Source organism: Flavobacterium sp. ARAG 55.4 (genome assembly GCF_051846875.1).
Lineage (GTDB): Bacteria > Bacteroidota > Bacteroidia > Flavobacteriales > Flavobacteriaceae > Flavobacterium > Flavobacterium plantiphilum.
On record NZ_JBPYCT010000019.1, the window covers coordinates 1 to 16487 of the forward strand.

The following is a 16487-nucleotide window of genomic DNA, read 5'->3' on the forward strand; positions in this document are numbered from 1 at the left end:
AAATTGTTCAATGCAGAGGACTGAAAAACAAAAACTCAAAACAGCATAAAATGATTCTGAATCTGATGAAAAAAAATCTGTATCAGATACGTAACCGAATTAAAAAGAATAAAACAGTAAAGTAATAATTTTTAATAAAAAAAGCCCGTGAAAAAGGGCTGAAAAATTTCGCCCCGTAATTGCTCTTACTTTCGTAAGCAATTACGGGGCGTCTTGATAATAACAAAAATCCTTTTAATTTATAACAATACAATTAGATTAATGTATTGGGCATAACAAAGATCTTTCGTATTCATTTCTTAAACTATTTAAACTTTTAAAGATCAAAGTTATTTGTTGATACTACAGAACCTTGAGACAGCAGTTTTACATTCGTTGAAAGCATATTGAAATCATTTAAGTATTTTATCGTTTATTTTTCTCCCAATTCCAATTCCAATATTTTTCCCACCTGCATCCATTTCTCTCCTGACTTTGCAAAAAGAAAAGCCTGCTGAAACTTCCAAATCAATTCTGCCCATTCCTGAAATTTAGGATTATTAGCATCTATAGTTGATTTATTTTCAAAATAAAGGCTACCATTCCCTTCAATTATCATAAACATACGATTACCTATAACATATATATCCAGAATCTCAATCGCAGAATCATTGATGTTTTTTGTAATTTCCGGTCAAACTTTTTTAGGGTGTGCTTTATATACTGCAATCAATTGTTAATCCTCTTTTAAATGGATATGCAAACAAAACTGCACTATAAAATAAGCCACATTTTTTTGTAATTAATTTGATTATTATTTAGACTCCCATTTCCCATACTTTAAGACTTGTTTGTTCTGTGCTCATTTCATCACTTAAACTCCAGCCAATAATTCTTCTGTCATACTAAACCATAATATTCATCATTTATAGAAACCCTTCTTCGAATTGCATATAACTTGTTAAATGGTCGGGTCAGATTAAAACAGCAGAGGTAAAAAATGATCTGGTATCGAACCTTGATTTTGCCGAAAGGTTCTTAGATCTTGCTCAAATAACAATTCCTTCTGATATATAGGGAAGAAGTATCGTTACTATTTTAAAAGGCAATACCCTTCTGGCGTAAAGCCCTTTACTATCATTATTACGAGCATTCTTCGGAGCATGACGTAAGTCGTCATTACGTTATCACTACCGTCAGGTACAAATTAATATATTGTACCCTTCCTTTTAATTCAATGATTATTTATATTCAATAGGTGAAATATTTGTTTTGACTTTGAATACTTTTAGTTCAGTTAGTATTAATCAAAAATATGGCTTTTCAATGATGCCTTTTTGATTCGTTTAACAGTGATTACTGCTAAAATAGCATCAAAAGGATATTAGCTTAAAGTTAAATGGATTTTGATTTTATTCGGAATTTTTTTGCGGTTGGAACTTTTATTAATTTTTAGGTTGTTTATGATTTCAATCATAAAAAAGAGTGTCCTGACAGCTTTAAATTTGTGAGTGTAGCAAACAAAGTGCTTTGAATAAATGCACTACAAATATTTACGAAATCCTATAGATTAAAAAAAATGACTCAAAATCAAAAAGTGCTCATAGGAGCCACAGTGCCCATTCTCCGCCAGAGCGGTGAAGTGCTGACAGATTATTTTTATGAAAGAATGTTTAGGCATCATCCTGAACTTAAAAGTATGTTTAACATGGGTAACCAAGCCAATGGTAGACAGAAATCAGCTTTAGCAAATGCTGTTCTTGCCTATGCCGAGAATATTGATAATCCTGCTGTACTGATTGACGTTCTGAAAGGAATTGGCTCAAAACACACAAGCTTGAACATCCAGCCTGAACAATACAAAATAGTCGGTACACATCTTATTGCTTCAATTAGAGAAGTAATCGGAGAACCTGCTACTGACGAAATTCTTGAAGCCTGGACCACGGCATTTTATCAACTGGCCGATATTATGATTAAAATAGAAAAAGAATTATATGCTGATAATTTAATAAAAGAAGGAGGTTGGAACGGCTGGAGAGATTTTGTAATCAAAAAAATCGACCAGGAATCAGCAGAAATTAAATCCTTTTATCTCTATCCAAAAGACGGTAAAGCCATTGCAGATTTCCATCCCGGTCAGTTTATCAGTATTCAGATCTTTATTAGGGAATTAAACCTACTTCAGCCAAGACAATACAGTCTCTCCAACTCTTATAATGCTGAATATTACAGAATCTCGGTAAAAAAAGAGTCCGGAATGCATTCAAATCCGGCAGGTACAGTATCCAACGCTTTGCATGCGAAGTCCGAGGGAGACATTGTTTCAATCTCGGCACCTTCAGGTTTATTTCATCTGGAAAAAGACTCAAAGAGTCCATTAGTGCTGATTAGCGGCGGTGTAGGGTTAACTCCTATGGTCAGTATGCTGGAAGCCAACATGAAATCGCTGCAGCACAAAAAGACAGTCTGGATCCACGGCTGCAGAAATGAATCGGTTCATGCATTTAAAAACCATATCGAGCATTTGAAACAAAATACTCAATGGCTTGAGACCTATACTTTTTATGATTCGGCAAAGAACCTTCAAAATCTTCCCGCAGATACTTTCATTGGAAGAGTTAATCTGGAAAAATGTCTTCATGCCGTACAGCTGCAGGATGCCAGGTTTTATATCTGCGGTCCGGAAATTTTCATCAAAGTACAGTATGAAAGCCTGATTAATTTAAATGTAAATGCTGAAAATATATTTTATGAAGAATTCGGCCCCCAGCTGATCAACTTAAATTAAATGAAAGTAAAGGATGGTTCTGCACGCAAAGTAATTCTGAAAAATTTAAAAAATCTTACTGCAGCCTTCTTAATAACATTAATATTAGCGTTTATTAATTACAGCGATAACACTGATTTTATATTTTCATGGATGCGCTCCTGGGTAGTAGCATCATTAATTTCAAATTTTTTAACTTTTTTTATTTTCTCAGATAAAAAAGAAACCGTCTAAAAACGTAATCGAGACGGTTTCCTTTTTTGTTTAAATATTTTATTTTCTATTCAAGCAGGTTTCTACTTCTTCATAACAGCTGGCAATATGTTCCGCTATATATCTGGCATCTTGTGCAACATGAGAAAACCTTCCGGATCCCCAGGTGTGCAACCACGGTAAACCTAAAAAGTATAAACCAGGTTCTTTAGTAATACCGCGGTCATAGATAGGAAAGCCTCGTTGGTCAAATACCTCAGGGAAATCAATCCAGTCATATTTTACTTTATAACCCGTACTCCAAATAACGGATGTAATAGAATCTTTTATACAATCTAAATCGGTTTTATTTTCTGCTGTAGGTTTCCACATAGCTTCATATCGGCGTCCTTCGGGAGCATCAATATTGTTTTTGCTTATATAGTTGTCAATATTGTCTAGAATTCTATTATAGGTTTTATCTGCTTCATCAAGATTGTATTCTAAATCATCTTGAAACATGATGGTAGTGTCTTTAACCTGATTAATTTGACCACGCAAGATAACGCCTTCGGAAGCTAATTTTCGTAAATCAATATCACGCCCACCATCTCTTCCTGTCAAATAATGATTGGTTTTATGTCTGGCTTCTTCCGGATCAGGATGCAATTCAATCGGTTGGTCATAATACCCCATTTCTTCTAACCATTCTACAGCATCTTTTCCTCGATATACTCTTGGTGCTCTTGGAGCCGTTCCAACACTAAGAATAACTTTCTTTCCAGCCAAGTGTAAATCCTCAGTAATTTGTGCGCCCGACTGACCTGATCCAACCACCAGAGTAATTCCGTCTGGAACTTGTTCTGGATTTTTATAATTATCAGAGTGTATTTGCACAACATGATCTGGAAAATCTTTGGATATGGGTAACATATTCGGAATATGATACGCACCTGTTGCTATAATAACTTTATCGGCAGTGTAGTTGCCTATTGAGGTTTCGATGCTGAAAATAGATTCGTTTTCTTTTTTATAAACATTATGTACTTCTACATTTCCTTTTATTGGAGGGTTGAATGATTCTGCATAGCGTTTTACATAATCCACAATTTCATCTTTCAACATAAATCCTTTAGGATCATTTCCATCATAATCAAAACCAGGTAATCTACATTGCCAGTTGGGAGTTACTAAACAGAAAGAATCCCAACGGTGGTTTTTCCATGTATCTCCAATTTGGCCTCGGTCAAAAATTAAATGGTTTATATTATCTTCTTTTAAACAATAGCTTGCGGAAAGACCTGCCTGACCTCCTCCAACAATTATAACTTGATAGTGATTCATCTTCTTTTATTTTATTGATATTATTTTTACAATTTTTGAAACCTCATAATCTTCACATTTCAATTTTATTCTATAGGATTCAGCTTCTGCAGAGGTGCAAGCATAACCAAATTTTTTTCGTACTCTTTCACTAGCTTCATTTAAGCTACTGTTGCATCGTTCTAAAAAAGTATCTATTCTAAGCGTTTCTCCCACTTTAAAATAGTCTTCAATGACACTGGATGGGGAATAAACCTGATCGGTTTGATTATCGGGCCATTCGATTTGGACGTATGTTATAGGCATGTTTTTTAAAATTTAAGTTGATTTTCTTTATAGTTTATCAATAAATCGGGTTGTTGATTAATACTCCCGATATGATCACAGTTGATACTGTTTTCTGCAAATAAAGATTGGATTTTTTTTACATGCTCTGCGGGGCAACTAAACAGAAAACCATAACTGGGAAAACTGGAAAGCCATTTTTTCCAAGAAGTGCCTTCGGGTTTTGTAATCGATTCGATATTAATTTCGGCACCCACTTTGGACGTATTTAAGAGCATTAATAATGTACCAATGATTCCTCCCATGCTAATATCTTTGGCTACTTTACTCCATTTGTTATTTGCAATTTCATAGGGCAATTGAGCCATCTTTTGTAATTTCTCACTGCTGGTTGTCGTGCTAGCATTCCAAAAAGGATATTCTTTATAATAACTTCCTTTTAAATCGATAGCCAATAACAAAGCATCATTTGGCTGAGCATCAAAACTGCTTAATAAATTATGTGTTGCTTTTCCTAAAATGGAAACACTCAGAGCATTAATATTAGAATGGTAGCAGCTATGTCCGCCCACAATGGGTACGCCATAGGCTTTTGAAGCAGCTGACATTCCTTCCCAAATGGCTTCATTATCTTTTGCTTCAAATGAATAAATAGTATCAGTAACAGCAATAGGCAAGCCTCCCATGGCACAAATATCACTGATGTTTACCATTACAGCAGAATAACCTGCAAACCAAGGATCTGATTTTAAAAAATGATTCACAATACCTTCTGCTGCTAATAACAGATGACTTCCATCTTTTTGCGGTATAGCAGCGGTATCATCACCAAGCAAAATGGTTGCATTATCATCTGGAAAAAAAACACTACTTTTTGTTTCGTTACCAATAGCCTTATAGGTTTGCTGAATCGTTCTTTTATCTATGATATCGGTGTGATTCCTCAAACTGGCAATACTTGCAAGCATATCCTCTGTGCATTCTTTCATTTTAAGCTACTTTAGAAAATGATACAATCGAATCTGAACTCGCATAGACCGGCACTGCTGGATATGCCTCTAAATTAGCATTCATCAGAAAGTGTTTTATGCCATGCAAATCAATATCCGCTTCGATATTCCAATGCAAGCGTTGAAAAAGTTTTACATTTTGCTCCTGAACATAGGCTGAAAATTTATCGCAACCCATATAATTAGCCAATGAAACCGCTCTATATATTAAACCTGCAGCAACCGACATTTGGTACAAAGCAGAAACATCTTTTTCTTTAAATAAATTGGGGCAAATAAATTTTGAAAAAGAACGGTAATCTTTTATTACTCCTAATCGACCACCAAACCATTCTCTTTTATTTTCTTCATAAATTCGAACCACACCTACCACACTATCAGGAGTTCCCAGATAATGATTTACAGCAATTATAGGTATGGCATGCACATCTTTGTCATCATAATCTGAAACTTGAAAAAGACCTTGTTCTTCACAAAAAATTGTTTTTCGAGTTTCGAAGTAGGCTACTAGTTGTGCCTTATCACTAGGGATATTGATGTCTATGAAATCTAATCCGGTGAATTTTTTGTCTTTTTCAAAATAAATCATAGCACATATTTTTTTTCAAATGAAGAGAGTGTAGAACAAGCCCCACACTTGGCGCAACCCGATTCTAAGGTGTCAGAAGTCATTCCTGCATTGACTAATTCACGAGCTAGTGGCTCTAATATATCATGCATAAAATCCTTATTTGGCGAAGCATGGTTTTGCAAAGGTGTGTTTCCTACCGGAACAAAAGGAACCACAAATGGATATACTCCAATAGCAATTAATTCTTTAGACATTTCTAAAATTTCCTCTTGGGTATCTCCTAATCCTGCAAGTATATAGGTACTTACGTTTCCTTTTCCAAATACTTTTACTGCAGCTTCAAAAGCTTTAAAGTAAAAAGCGATGGAGACTTCAGCTTTGCCAGGCATGATTTTATTTCGAACCCGATTAGAAACGGCTTCTAAATGCATTCCTATAGAACTTGCACCGGCATTTTTAAGTTTGCCAAACCATTCAAAATCATCTGGCGGTTCACATTGTACTTGAATGGGTATAGTTACCGCTTGTGCAACTGCTGAAACACTTTCGTATAATATTTTAGCACCACGATCTGAACTTGCCGGTGTACCAGTTGTCATTATAAATTGAGAAATACCGTCTAATTCTACTGCTCGTTTAGCTACTTCTGCTAGATGTTGTGGTTTTTTATAGGCTATCGTAGTATCATATTTTAAAGATTCTCCAATAGCGCAAAATTGACAGGATGTTTCTTTTTCTTTATAGCGGATACAATTTTGAAGTACAGTTGTCGCTAATACATCTTTGCTATGTAAACGTGCGATTTTCCAAAAAGGAATACCATCTGAGGTTTGTTCTTTGTAAAATTTTGGTTCACCAACAAAACGAATTGTGGTGATGATTTTACCGTTCTTCTTCAGTGAAGCCATTCCCATTTTGGTTGGGGATGTTACTTCAAAAGAAGATTGTTTTGCTGTAGAACTAAATACAGGAATCATTAAAGTGGTATTGAAAATAGTAATCGCTTTATGATCTGTAGGTCCTGCACCTCCTTTACGAATGGTCAAATCAGCTGTGTTTTCTATACGAATACCTTCTGTCTGAATTTCATTCAGTAACGTATAATTGCTCTCTAGTGTTAGTGTGCTGTTCATGATCTTTTTCGTTGAATAGTGATTTTGATTCATGCATTAGGTTTTTCGGATTTTTATCGATTTTTAGAGATAATAATTCGGGTCTTGAATAATGTCCTACCGAATCCATCATTCGTTTTCTTTTTGTAATAAGACTCATGTCCATATCGGCATAGACAATTCCTTCCCCATCCGTCAAAACATCTGAAATAATGACGCCTTCCGGCGAAATAATAGCTGTAAAACAGCCTTTCTCCAGTACTTTTTGCATGGAGGGATCTCCTGTTATTTCTTGAACTTGCTCCGGATATAAATATCCTGTCGAATTAATTACAAAACATCCCGATTCTAGCGCATGATGTCTCATCGTTACTTCCATTTGGTCGGCAAAAATTTGTCCAACCATTGAACCTGGAAATTGACTGCAATGAATTTCTTCATGATCATTCATCAGTGCAAACCTAGCTAGTGGATTGTAATGTTCCCAACAAGCTAGGGCACCAATTTTTCCAATTGATGTATATACTGCTTTCAATCCGCTGCCATCTCCTTGTCCCCAAATCATTCGTTCGTGATAAGTAGGTGTTATTTTTCGACGTTTTAAAACCAGTTCTCCTGTTGTATCAAATACAAGTTGTGTATTGTACAGGGTTCCTCCATCACGTTCGTTAACACCTAACACCACTACTATGTTATGCGTTTTTGCTAAGCTCCCTATAAAATCAGTATCTTCACTTGGAACAACCACCGCTTCATCATATAATTTTAGATGATCTTTTTTTATACTTACCGCTGGTTTTATAAATGAGAAATAAGGATAATTAGGTATTAAAGTTTCTGGAAAAACGATAATATCAGCATCATTAGCGCTAGCTTTTACAATAGCATCTGCTACCTTAGCTAAGGTACCTGACTTGCTTTCTAATACGGGAGCAATTTGAACTGCTGCGGCTCTTACAATAGATTTTTTATACATCATAATTGTTTTTTATTTTACAGGGTCCAAGTGTGAACTATAAATGCATTTTCATTGCGATGAACCAATTGGATATCCAAAACATCTAATGGATTGATAGGAATAATACCTGGAAGTAATGATGGTTCTCCATGTCCGTATAATGCTTGAAGCGCAAAACGACAGGCGTAAACTTTACCACCTTCTTCCATAAATTTGCTTAAACGAGCGCCATAATTTAAATGTCCAGGAAAAGCTTCGCTTCCAAGTGTTGGAAATCCTCTTTGGATTCCTAAAGTCACTCCGGGTCCATATAACAAAATGGAAGTTTCGAAACCTTTTCTTTGTAACCTTGTTGCAGTTAAAATGTTTACTAATCCGATTGAACCTTCAAAGGCTACAGTATGAAAAGTTACTAAAGCTTTTTCTCCCGATTTAGCTTTTACATCTTCAAATACTTTGTCTTCATAATCCACAAAAAAGTCTCCGTCTTTGTGCATTGCTTTTTCTACTTTTGGCATAATTTTAATGTTTTAGATTTATTTTACAAATGTAGACTAGCTAAGTATTTTATACGTAGCACAAAAACAACAAAGTATAGTACTTATTAAACTTTATTCATAATTTTGCCTTTTTTGATAAAAAATATTTTTCCAAAACAATAAATATCAGATTATAATTCAAAAAAAATTCTTTTTCACTGATAATAGTGTTATATTTGAAAATAAGTATTTAAACCAATTTTAGTTCTTTTTTATGCTGTATTGATAGTATTCGTAAAAACTAACTAAGTATTTTGTTTGATTCTTATTTATGCCTATTACGAATTATCAATTCTATTGTTTTTTGATTTACCTATTTAAAATAGTAATCTTATGTGTACGGAGTCTAAAAGTAAATTACCTGTATATGATATTTCAAATTTTGATGATTATAATGAAAGTTTAAAATTTGAAAGTAATTTTTATATCAGAAAATTTTGTGAACACGTTCATGAGAATGTATTTATTGAAAAACCTCATGGACATAATTTTTATCTGATATTATTAATAACAAAAGGAAGCGGAACACACACAATTGACTTTTTAGAATATGAAGTTTTCCCAGGTGCCATGTTTATAATTTCTCCCGGTCAAATCCATCATTGGAATTTATCCAAAGATATTGATGGATATATCCTGTTTTTTACAAAAGGGTTTTTCTTATTGGATTTTAGTACGGAGAAACTAACTCGTTTCCCCTTTTTTAATTCTACTTTTAGTTTGCCTTTTATGAATTTAAATAAAGAAGTTCAAGAGGATATAGTATCAAAATATCTTCTTGTTTTTAAGGAATACAAGCAACGATCTTCGGGGTATCAAGAAATGATTCGTATCTATTTGAATGCCATGTTTATAGAATTATCAAGAGTATATGTGGAAAATTTTGAAAAGGAACATATTTATAATTACGATTTATCGCAATTAAATCGTTTTGAAGCTTTAGTAGATAAATACTTTAGGATGCACAGACCCATCACCTGTTACTCTAAGAAGATGAATATAACAGATAGACAATTGAGTTACTTGTGTAAAAAAACAGTGAATAAGAAACCTACTGAGATTCTTACTGACCGTATTATTTTAGAAGCTAAAAGGCTTATTATACATTCTGATTTGTCTATTTCTTCCATTGCTACCAATTTGAATTTTAACGATGATTCTTATTTTATTAGACTTTTTAAAAAAATAACATTTCAAACTCCGGAACAATTCAGAAATAGTCAATTTAAAAATTTATAATAAATCCTGATATAATGTTATTAATAATACACTGAACGATACTACAATTTATTCCAAATTTAACTCACTTGGTGCTATACCAAATTGCTTTTTGAAAGCAAAGGAAAAATGAGATAGATCTTCAAAACCTACATTCAAATAAACTTCAGTAGGTTTTTGTTTTTCATTTTTTAAAAGAAAATAAGCTTCATCCAACCGTTTTTTAGTTAACCATTGACCTGGATTAAATGAAAATACTTTTTGAAAATCTCTTTTAAACGTGGATAAGCTCCTCCCCGTTAAAAAAGCAAAACGTTCCATACTTATATTGAATCTAAAATTACGATTCATAAACTCTTCTAAATCTATTTTTTGAGGTACTGCAAAATTGAAAAAAACGGCAGTTAATTTAGGATTGTTTCTCAGCAAAATTAATAATAACTCTTCTCTCTTTACATAAGAGAATTGATCATCGATTTGTTCATTTGTATTATAATAAGGACCCAATGAAAGAATAAAATTATTAATCAACTTATCTTCCTCTATAAATAAAAAAGAATTATCTACAGCCCAAGACTGCATAACTGGTGTATTTCTATCTATAAATTTCCTTAAAAAAGGTTCGTCAAAAACAATGATAATTTTCTCAAATAAACCTTCATTCTTGAATTTAGTATAGCGAACCAAATGGTTTTTTCGTGCAATACAATAATCACCAGCTTTCAGTTGATAATTTTTGTTTCCGTCAAAAGCAATCATTTCTCCTTTTATTAAAAACAAAAAAAAATGCTCCGGAATAAATTGTTCTGGAGAAATATCAGGGCCTAAATGACAAGAATGAATGTTATTTACTTTCAAAGTATTTTAATTTATTAATGGTAAATTTAATTACTTATTTAGAGAATCTACACTTGCTAATAATGCTTCTTCTTTACTTCTAGGATTCCAACCTAAAAATGTTCTTGCTTTTTGGTTACTCATCTCTTTGTAAAACTCCTTAGCCGTTGGAGCAATTTCTGCAACGTTAATCGCTAATTCTGGACGTTTGCTTTTAAATAATTGGGCTACATCTGCAAAGCTCATAACCCCATCAGCATTTGCCAAGAATCGTTGCCCCATTGAATTAGGATTTTCCATAGCTCTGATATGCAAATCTGCTACGTCACGTACATCAACGACGCCCATTGTGAAATTTCCTCCTTGATTAGTTGTTCCATTTAGTATACCTATAACAGCAATATCTAAAGAAGCCGATGTTATATTTCCTATTGCTGGGCCAAAAATACCAACTGGATTAATAACTACTAATTCTAATCCGAGGCCTTCTTTATTAACAAAGTCCCAAGCTGCTTTTTCGGCAATAGTTTTAGATTTTATGTACGCAGGAAGAGAATCAGTAATATCTGTCCAATCTTCCTCAGTAAAAATGTGGTTAGGAATATTGATACTATATCCTACTGCGGCAAATGAAGAAGTCAATACTACTCGTTTTACGCCTGCCTTTTTTGAAGCTTTCAAAACCCTTAATGCACCATCACGAGCGGGAATAATTAAATCATCTTCATTTTTTGGATCTTGAGCTGGGAACGGAGAAGCCACATGCAAAACATAATCACAGTCCTTTACTGCTGTATCCCAACCTTCATCAGCAATAAGATTGGCTTCATAAAAATGTAATTTTTCTAAATTGGTTATTCCGTTTTCAACCAAGGCATTACTAATTTCTTCTCGTTTGCTTAAGGACCGAATTGTAGTTGCAACGCTATAATCTTGCTTTAATAATTGTAGAATAGTATGAATACCAACAAAACCTGAACCTCCTGTAACTAAAACTCTTTTATTTTTCATTTTTTATGATTTTATATAAATTAATAAAGTAAAATTAAGTTTTATAAAAGGGAACTATTTTGTTTAAAAGTTCAAAATAATTTTGTTCAAAAGTTCAAAACGATAACTCATTTTGTTCAATAAGTTAAAACCTTTTGAAAAAATAAAATATTTTTAAATTAAATAAGACAAAACTATCCGACATAAAATTGATGGTTGATACTTTTTATGATTCCGTTAAAAAAAATACTTTACTAAAACATATTTTTAATCAATTTATCAAAGATAATTGGCCTGAGCATTTAGAAATCATGTATCGCTTTTGGCAAGCTATCCTACTCCACTAGTTTGCATACAAAGGGTCTTTAATACTTCCGTACTTCAAATTAACTATTGAAAATCAATATTTTGATCGTTGGTTACTAGTGTTTAACGACTCAATGGGTAAAATTTCTCATCCCAATAGAATATCATTCATTTAATTTTTAAATATTGGTAATATATTTTTTTATTATTTTTTTATCAGCATCTGTATGAGCCAATGCATAAGCTTGTTCGAAATATTGCAATGCTTTTTGATTATCAATATCCAAATGTAGGTTGCCTAACAGTGAAAAATAAAAGTGATTATCTAACAACTGTAACATTTCTGTTTCTATTATTCCAGCTTTATTACCCTCTATTTTAGAAATTACAAAAGCCCTATTCAACGCTACAATTGGAGAATAATCTATGACTAATAAATTATTGTATAATTCGAGTATGTTTTTCCATTTATCTTGGGTATTCTTTTTTTGGGTATGCCAATAGGCAATTCCAGCTTCAAGATGATATTTAGAAAGTGTATCTCCCACAGAAGCTTTCCCTAAGTAATAAGCTCCCCTACTTACTAGTTCTTGATTCCATAGTTCTTCGTCCTGATCTTGATAAAGAACTATATCCCCATTTTCATTCGTTCGAGTATCGAATCGAGAGGTATGAAAACACATTAATGCCATCAAGGCATTTACATTTGGAAGATTAGTTGTAGTGTTTTGTAATAACAAATAAGTTAACCTCATTGCCTCTGTACAAAAATCTTTGCGTAAAACTGTATTTCCTATTGAGGAGTAATAGCCTTCTGAAAAAAGCAAATAAATCGTTTTTAGAACATTTTCTTGTCTTAGTTTCATTTGTTCTATCGTAGGACCATTGATTTGAATATTCTTATCCTTCAGTTTTTGTTTTGCCCTGTTTATCCTTTTGTAAATAACCTCTTTATTAGTCATAAAAGCATCAGCAATCTCATGAGTACCAAAACCACAGAGCAAGTTCAACGCTAGTGCAATTTGGGCCTCACTAGGATTACAAGGATCACATATGGTAAAAATCATCGCCAATTGACTATCCGCAATATTTTTTTCTGAAAGATCTAGTTCTACTTCATTAGTCTGGACAGTAGAATTGTATTTAATCTCAGGGGATATCTTTTGTTCATAGAGAGAAGTTCTTTTAAAGTAATTCTTCGTTTTGTTTTTAGCCACTGTGTACAACCAGGCAGTTGGATTTTCAGGTATTCCTTTCATACTCCAAACCTCAGTTGCAGCCAAAAATGTGTCACTTACAATATCTTCTGCAATTTCAATATGCTTTATACCAAACAAATTAATTAATACCGAAACTATTTTTTGGTATTCAATTCTAAATAAATTAGGAATAAGTTCTTTATCTTCCATACTTAAAATTTAATATTACATTAATTTTTTAAACGTAAAATTGATATAAATTAATTGTTTTAAGCCAACCACATATTGGGATATACAATTGACGAAAAAGCAAAATAGGTATAATAAATATTTCCAATATCATAAACTTCGCTCCTATTGGTACCTTTATTGATGATGGTTTCCTGATTTTGATCATAATAACTTTTGGTAATCAACAAATACGTTTTGGAGTTAATATGATTTTTAAGTAATCTATGAGCCTCAATAAGTGGCTTCCCATATAGCTTGTAATAGCCTCCTACTTTAAAACCAGACATTTCACCATAATGAACAACCACTTTTATAGTCAAAGCACTTATTTCTGGAAAATCTTTCTTTAATAAATCAATTTCTGAATGAAAAGAAAGTACCATTTTGTTAAATTGTTCGAAAATCGTTTTAATAGAAAATGCATCACCCATTTTATAAAATAAAATGGCATCGCCTTCAATTTCAGCTACGTGCAAGGAATAATAATTTGCTCGCAAAATAGAGTCAAAAAGTGCAGGCATAATCATAGCACCTTCTTCTGTTGAAATATTCTGTACAAAACTGGAAAACCCACTAATATCAACAATAAATATGGTTCCAAAAGCTGATCGATTTCTCATAACTAATTTTTAAGTGGCTTTCCTATTTTTTAACTTGCTGCCATTCTAATTTCTACATTGCCTCCAAATTTTAATATTGGGCAACCTGCTGCAATTTTTGCTGCTTCTTCATAATCGTTTGCCTTAATCAAAACCATTCCTCCAATAGATTCTTTTACTTCTACATACGGACCATTTGTTGTTCCTTTAGTATTGACTATAACTCCTTCTCTATCCCAGCGTTTAAGAGGAGCAGCGAGTTGATCCTGTTCTTTTAACGTTCCAAACCATTCTTGCCAGTGTTGTAAGTGCTTTTGTAATTCATCTGGAGAAGGTTGAACCTCCTTATTCATAAAATCTCTTCTGAAAATCAATAAAAACTCATTCATAATTTAAGTTCTAGTTAGTTGTTAATAATTTTAAAAAATATAAACTTTCTTAAAATTACTGAAAAATACTAATCAGCAGTATACTTTAAAGCAACTAACTAATAGTATTATTTTTAAAAAGCTGCTAAACCCAAATTTTTGTTTGTAAAATCTAACAGCTTTAAAATCTTTAATCTCTTTTAAGATTAACCGAATTGTCCAACTCTATAACTTCCAATTGGGTTATAAAAAGAAGTATTCAATCGGTTCCAAGTATTGATTGCTGTAACAGCTAACGTCAAGTCAACCAATTCTTCTTCAGTAAATGCAGCAATTGCTCTCTCATAAATAGTATCAGGTACAGTTGCAGCAGTAACTGCTTCAGCCCACTCAAAAGCTGCTTTTTCTCTATTACTGTAAAAAGGAGATTCCCTCCAAGCGCTTATTCCAAAAATTCTTTGTTCTGTTTCTCCAAGAGCTCTTAGTTCTTTAGAGTGCATGTCTAGACAATACGCACAGTTATTGATTTGTGATACTCTAAAATCAACAAGCTCTAAAAGTTGTTTTTCAATTGATGCTTTTTTTAAATAAACATTTGTTCCAAACAATGTTGAAATTGCTTTTTGACCTTTTTCGAATAAATTAATTCTTGTTTCCATGACGTATAAATTTTTATTGTTATATCCTGATAACAATCGAACTTTTGATATTGGACAAAAAGTTTAAAAAAAATTAAAAAAAATCAAGCGAATTATTTTGTTAATGATTAACCGTCGTAATCTATTATTTTTACTAATGAATATCACACTTACTCCACAGTGTTTACTTCCTGACTTTTTCTTTTTAAAAAAGATTTTACCAATTAAAGAGTAATAGCTATTAATAAAGCTAAGAACAAAACTATTTCTTAAAACATAATTCCTAGTGATTTATTTTAATATCTTAAGGTTCCTAATTTTACAACTTTGCATTGTAACCATCAATTCTATTATTGATTTGAATTTGGCAATTCTTCATAGGTTAAATTTTCATAATCACCCTCGTTTAGATACTGATTATCCCACAAATAAATAGCCGAAAGTACTCAATTCCAAAACGAATTTGTCATTTTAGATTCTTCTCTTTGTTTTAGCATGTCTTTTTTTATATCATCTAAATCACCTCCAACTGGTGGATTATTTTTCAATTGATTTAATTCCTTCCATACAATTTCTATCAGTTTTTCTTTTTTTTTCCGGTTTACAGTCAAAATTCAAAACTATATCGAAACGTGAAGATGGTAATTTTTGTAAACTTCCATTTATCTGAACACCATAACTTCCCCCCTCTTCTTCACGAATAGTTTGCAAAAATCGCTTTGAAAGTAATTCACCAATCATATACATCTCATAAGCAGTTTGTTGCCAATATTTAACTGCTCCCGTTAAATGAACGTAATCCGTCGTTTTCGGAATTTCCATCGAACGATTAAAATGAATTGTTGTATTTCCTTTTTTAGGTTCTATGTTATGGTTTACAAAAGTTTCTTTTTCCTTTTCTTCGGAAGCAATATTTCTCATGTATTTTTGAATTAAACTCATTTGATCTACCCTAATATTTCCAACAAAAACATACGTAAAATCGGCTGCATTGCGAATTCTGTTTTTGTAAATGTTTTTCGCTTTTTCAAAATTGATGTTTTCAACAAACTTTTAATTAAAAATAACCTGCATATTTGATTATCCCCCATAACTTAAGCAATGGAGTTTCCCAACAGTCTGGCTTCATCGTATGATAATTTGTGCGCAATGATAGGAACGACAATTGGAGTATGGATAATTGTTTCCACAGCCCTGCAGTATACTGCAGAGCTTACATACTTGTATGGTATCTTAGCATTTTTGATGAAATTGTTGAAGCTATATATAGAAAGGTGATAGGTATTGTTAAATACTAACAAAGCCAACATGTAAATACTATTTGCTTACATTTTAGGCAAGAGACAGGATGATGCCCATTGA

At 32.6% G+C, this 16487-nt stretch carries 20 protein-coding genes; 5 read left to right on the forward strand and 15 right to left on the reverse strand.

The window, feature by feature from the left end; translation table 11 throughout:
• Positions 1-412: 412 nt before the first annotated feature.
• Positions 413-667 (reverse strand): L-rhamnose mutarotase, encoded by a 255-nt coding sequence (locus ACSV4D_RS17090; protein WP_439229255.1) that lies wholly within the window; start codon positions 665-667, stop codon positions 413-415.
• A 317-nt stretch (positions 668-984) separates the two neighbouring features.
• On the opposite strand from ACSV4D_RS17090, the gene ACSV4D_RS17095 reads away from it, so the two are divergent.
• From ACSV4D_RS17095 to ACSV4D_RS17110, 4 genes are all read left to right on the forward strand, one after another.
• The gene (locus ACSV4D_RS17095) at positions 985-1056 is read left to right on the forward strand and encodes a hypothetical protein (protein ID WP_439229256.1); all 72 of its coding nucleotides are present in this window, start codon (positions 985-987) and stop codon (positions 1054-1056) included.
• 31 nt (positions 1057-1087) lie between these two features.
• On the forward strand, positions 1088-1237 hold the full coding sequence (locus ACSV4D_RS17100) for a sulfatase/phosphatase domain-containing protein (RefSeq protein WP_408082302.1): 150 nt from the start codon (positions 1088-1090) through the stop codon (positions 1235-1237).
• Between the two features lie 321 nt (positions 1238-1558).
• Complete coding sequence (gene hmpA, locus ACSV4D_RS17105) at positions 1559-2770, forward strand: NO-inducible flavohemoprotein (protein ID WP_408082147.1); 1212 nt, start codon at positions 1559-1561, stop codon at positions 2768-2770.
• Positions 2771-2983: a hypothetical protein gene (locus ACSV4D_RS17110; protein ID WP_439229220.1), complete on the forward strand. Its 213-nt coding sequence runs from the start codon at positions 2771-2773 to the stop codon at positions 2981-2983.
• Positions 2984-3022: 39 nt separating this feature from the next.
• On the opposite strand, the gene ACSV4D_RS17115 is transcribed toward ACSV4D_RS17110, so the two are convergent.
• Genes ACSV4D_RS17115 through ACSV4D_RS17145 form a run of 7 tightly spaced genes read right to left on the reverse strand, consistent with a single transcriptional unit; the run spans position 3023 to position 8718 of the window.
• A complete protein-coding gene (locus ACSV4D_RS17115; protein ID WP_439229221.1) occupies positions 3023-4285 on the reverse strand; it encodes an MSMEG_0569 family flavin-dependent oxidoreductase in 1263 nt (420 codons plus the stop codon).
• Between the two features lie 6 nt (positions 4286-4291).
• Entirely contained in the window at positions 4292-4570 is a 279-nt protein-coding gene (locus ACSV4D_RS17120) for an MSMEG_0570 family nitrogen starvation response protein (RefSeq protein ID WP_408082150.1), read from the reverse strand.
• A 5-nt stretch (positions 4571-4575) separates the two neighbouring features.
• Positions 4576-5538 (reverse strand): sll0787 family AIR synthase-like protein, encoded by a 963-nt coding sequence (locus tag ACSV4D_RS17125; RefSeq protein WP_439229223.1) that lies wholly within the window; start codon positions 5536-5538, stop codon positions 4576-4578.
• Between the two features lies 1 nt (position 5539).
• Positions 5540-6148, reverse strand: coding sequence for an MSMEG_0567/Sll0786 family nitrogen starvation N-acetyltransferase (locus tag ACSV4D_RS17130; protein WP_439229225.1), 609 nt, complete (start codon positions 6146-6148; stop codon positions 5540-5542).
• Positions 6145-7263 (reverse strand): MSMEG_0568 family radical SAM protein, encoded by a 1119-nt coding sequence (locus ACSV4D_RS17135; RefSeq protein WP_439229226.1) that lies wholly within the window; start codon positions 7261-7263, stop codon positions 6145-6147. Before ACSV4D_RS17135 ends, ACSV4D_RS17130 begins: the two co-directional genes overlap by 4 nt.
• The gene (locus ACSV4D_RS17140) at positions 7217-8221 is read right to left on the reverse strand and encodes a Nit6803 family nitrilase (protein ID WP_439229227.1); all 1005 of its coding nucleotides are present in this window, start codon (positions 8219-8221) and stop codon (positions 7217-7219) included. The genes ACSV4D_RS17135 and ACSV4D_RS17140 overlap by 47 nt, the downstream gene beginning before the upstream one ends.
• A gap of 14 nt (positions 8222-8235) precedes the next feature.
• The gene (locus ACSV4D_RS17145; protein ID WP_408082155.1) at positions 8236-8718 is read right to left on the reverse strand and encodes an MSMEG_0572/Sll0783 family nitrogen starvation response protein; all 483 of its coding nucleotides are present in this window, start codon (positions 8716-8718) and stop codon (positions 8236-8238) included.
• Between the two features lie 354 nt (positions 8719-9072).
• Here ACSV4D_RS17145 and ACSV4D_RS17150 point away from each other — a divergent pair, with 354 nt between their 5' ends.
• Positions 9073-9978, forward strand: coding sequence for an AraC family transcriptional regulator (locus ACSV4D_RS17150; protein WP_439229228.1), 906 nt, complete (start codon positions 9073-9075; stop codon positions 9976-9978).
• Between the two features lie 48 nt (positions 9979-10026).
• On the opposite strand, the gene ACSV4D_RS17155 is transcribed toward ACSV4D_RS17150, so the two are convergent.
• The 7 genes from ACSV4D_RS17155 to ACSV4D_RS17185 form a co-directional block, all read right to left on the reverse strand.
• Positions 10027-10815, reverse strand: a complete 789-nt coding sequence (locus ACSV4D_RS17155; protein ID WP_408082157.1) for an AraC family transcriptional regulator — start codon at positions 10813-10815, stop codon at positions 10027-10029.
• 30 nt (positions 10816-10845) lie between these two features.
• Positions 10846-11805, reverse strand: coding sequence for an SDR family oxidoreductase (locus tag ACSV4D_RS17160; protein ID WP_439229229.1), 960 nt, complete (start codon positions 11803-11805; stop codon positions 10846-10848).
• 464 nt (positions 11806-12269) lie between these two features.
• Positions 12270-13499 carry an RNA polymerase sigma factor gene (locus ACSV4D_RS17165; protein WP_439229230.1) on the reverse strand — a complete coding sequence of 410 codons (1230 nt, stop codon included), beginning with the start codon at positions 13497-13499 and terminating at the stop codon, positions 12270-12272.
• Between the two features lie 59 nt (positions 13500-13558).
• On the reverse strand, positions 13559-14140 hold the full coding sequence (locus ACSV4D_RS17170) for a DUF2652 domain-containing protein (protein WP_439229231.1): 582 nt from the start codon (positions 14138-14140) through the stop codon (positions 13559-13561).
• A gap of 29 nt (positions 14141-14169) precedes the next feature.
• Positions 14170-14508, reverse strand: a complete 339-nt coding sequence (locus ACSV4D_RS17175) for a YciI family protein (RefSeq protein ID WP_439229232.1) — start codon at positions 14506-14508, stop codon at positions 14170-14172.
• Between the two features lie 185 nt (positions 14509-14693).
• A complete protein-coding gene (locus ACSV4D_RS17180) occupies positions 14694-15146 on the reverse strand; it encodes a carboxymuconolactone decarboxylase family protein (protein ID WP_439229233.1) in 453 nt (150 codons plus the stop codon).
• A 516-nt stretch (positions 15147-15662) separates the two neighbouring features.
• Entirely contained in the window at positions 15663-16163 is a 501-nt protein-coding gene (locus ACSV4D_RS17185) for an insulinase family protein (protein WP_439229257.1), read from the reverse strand.
• Positions 16164-16487 lie beyond the last annotated feature (324 nt).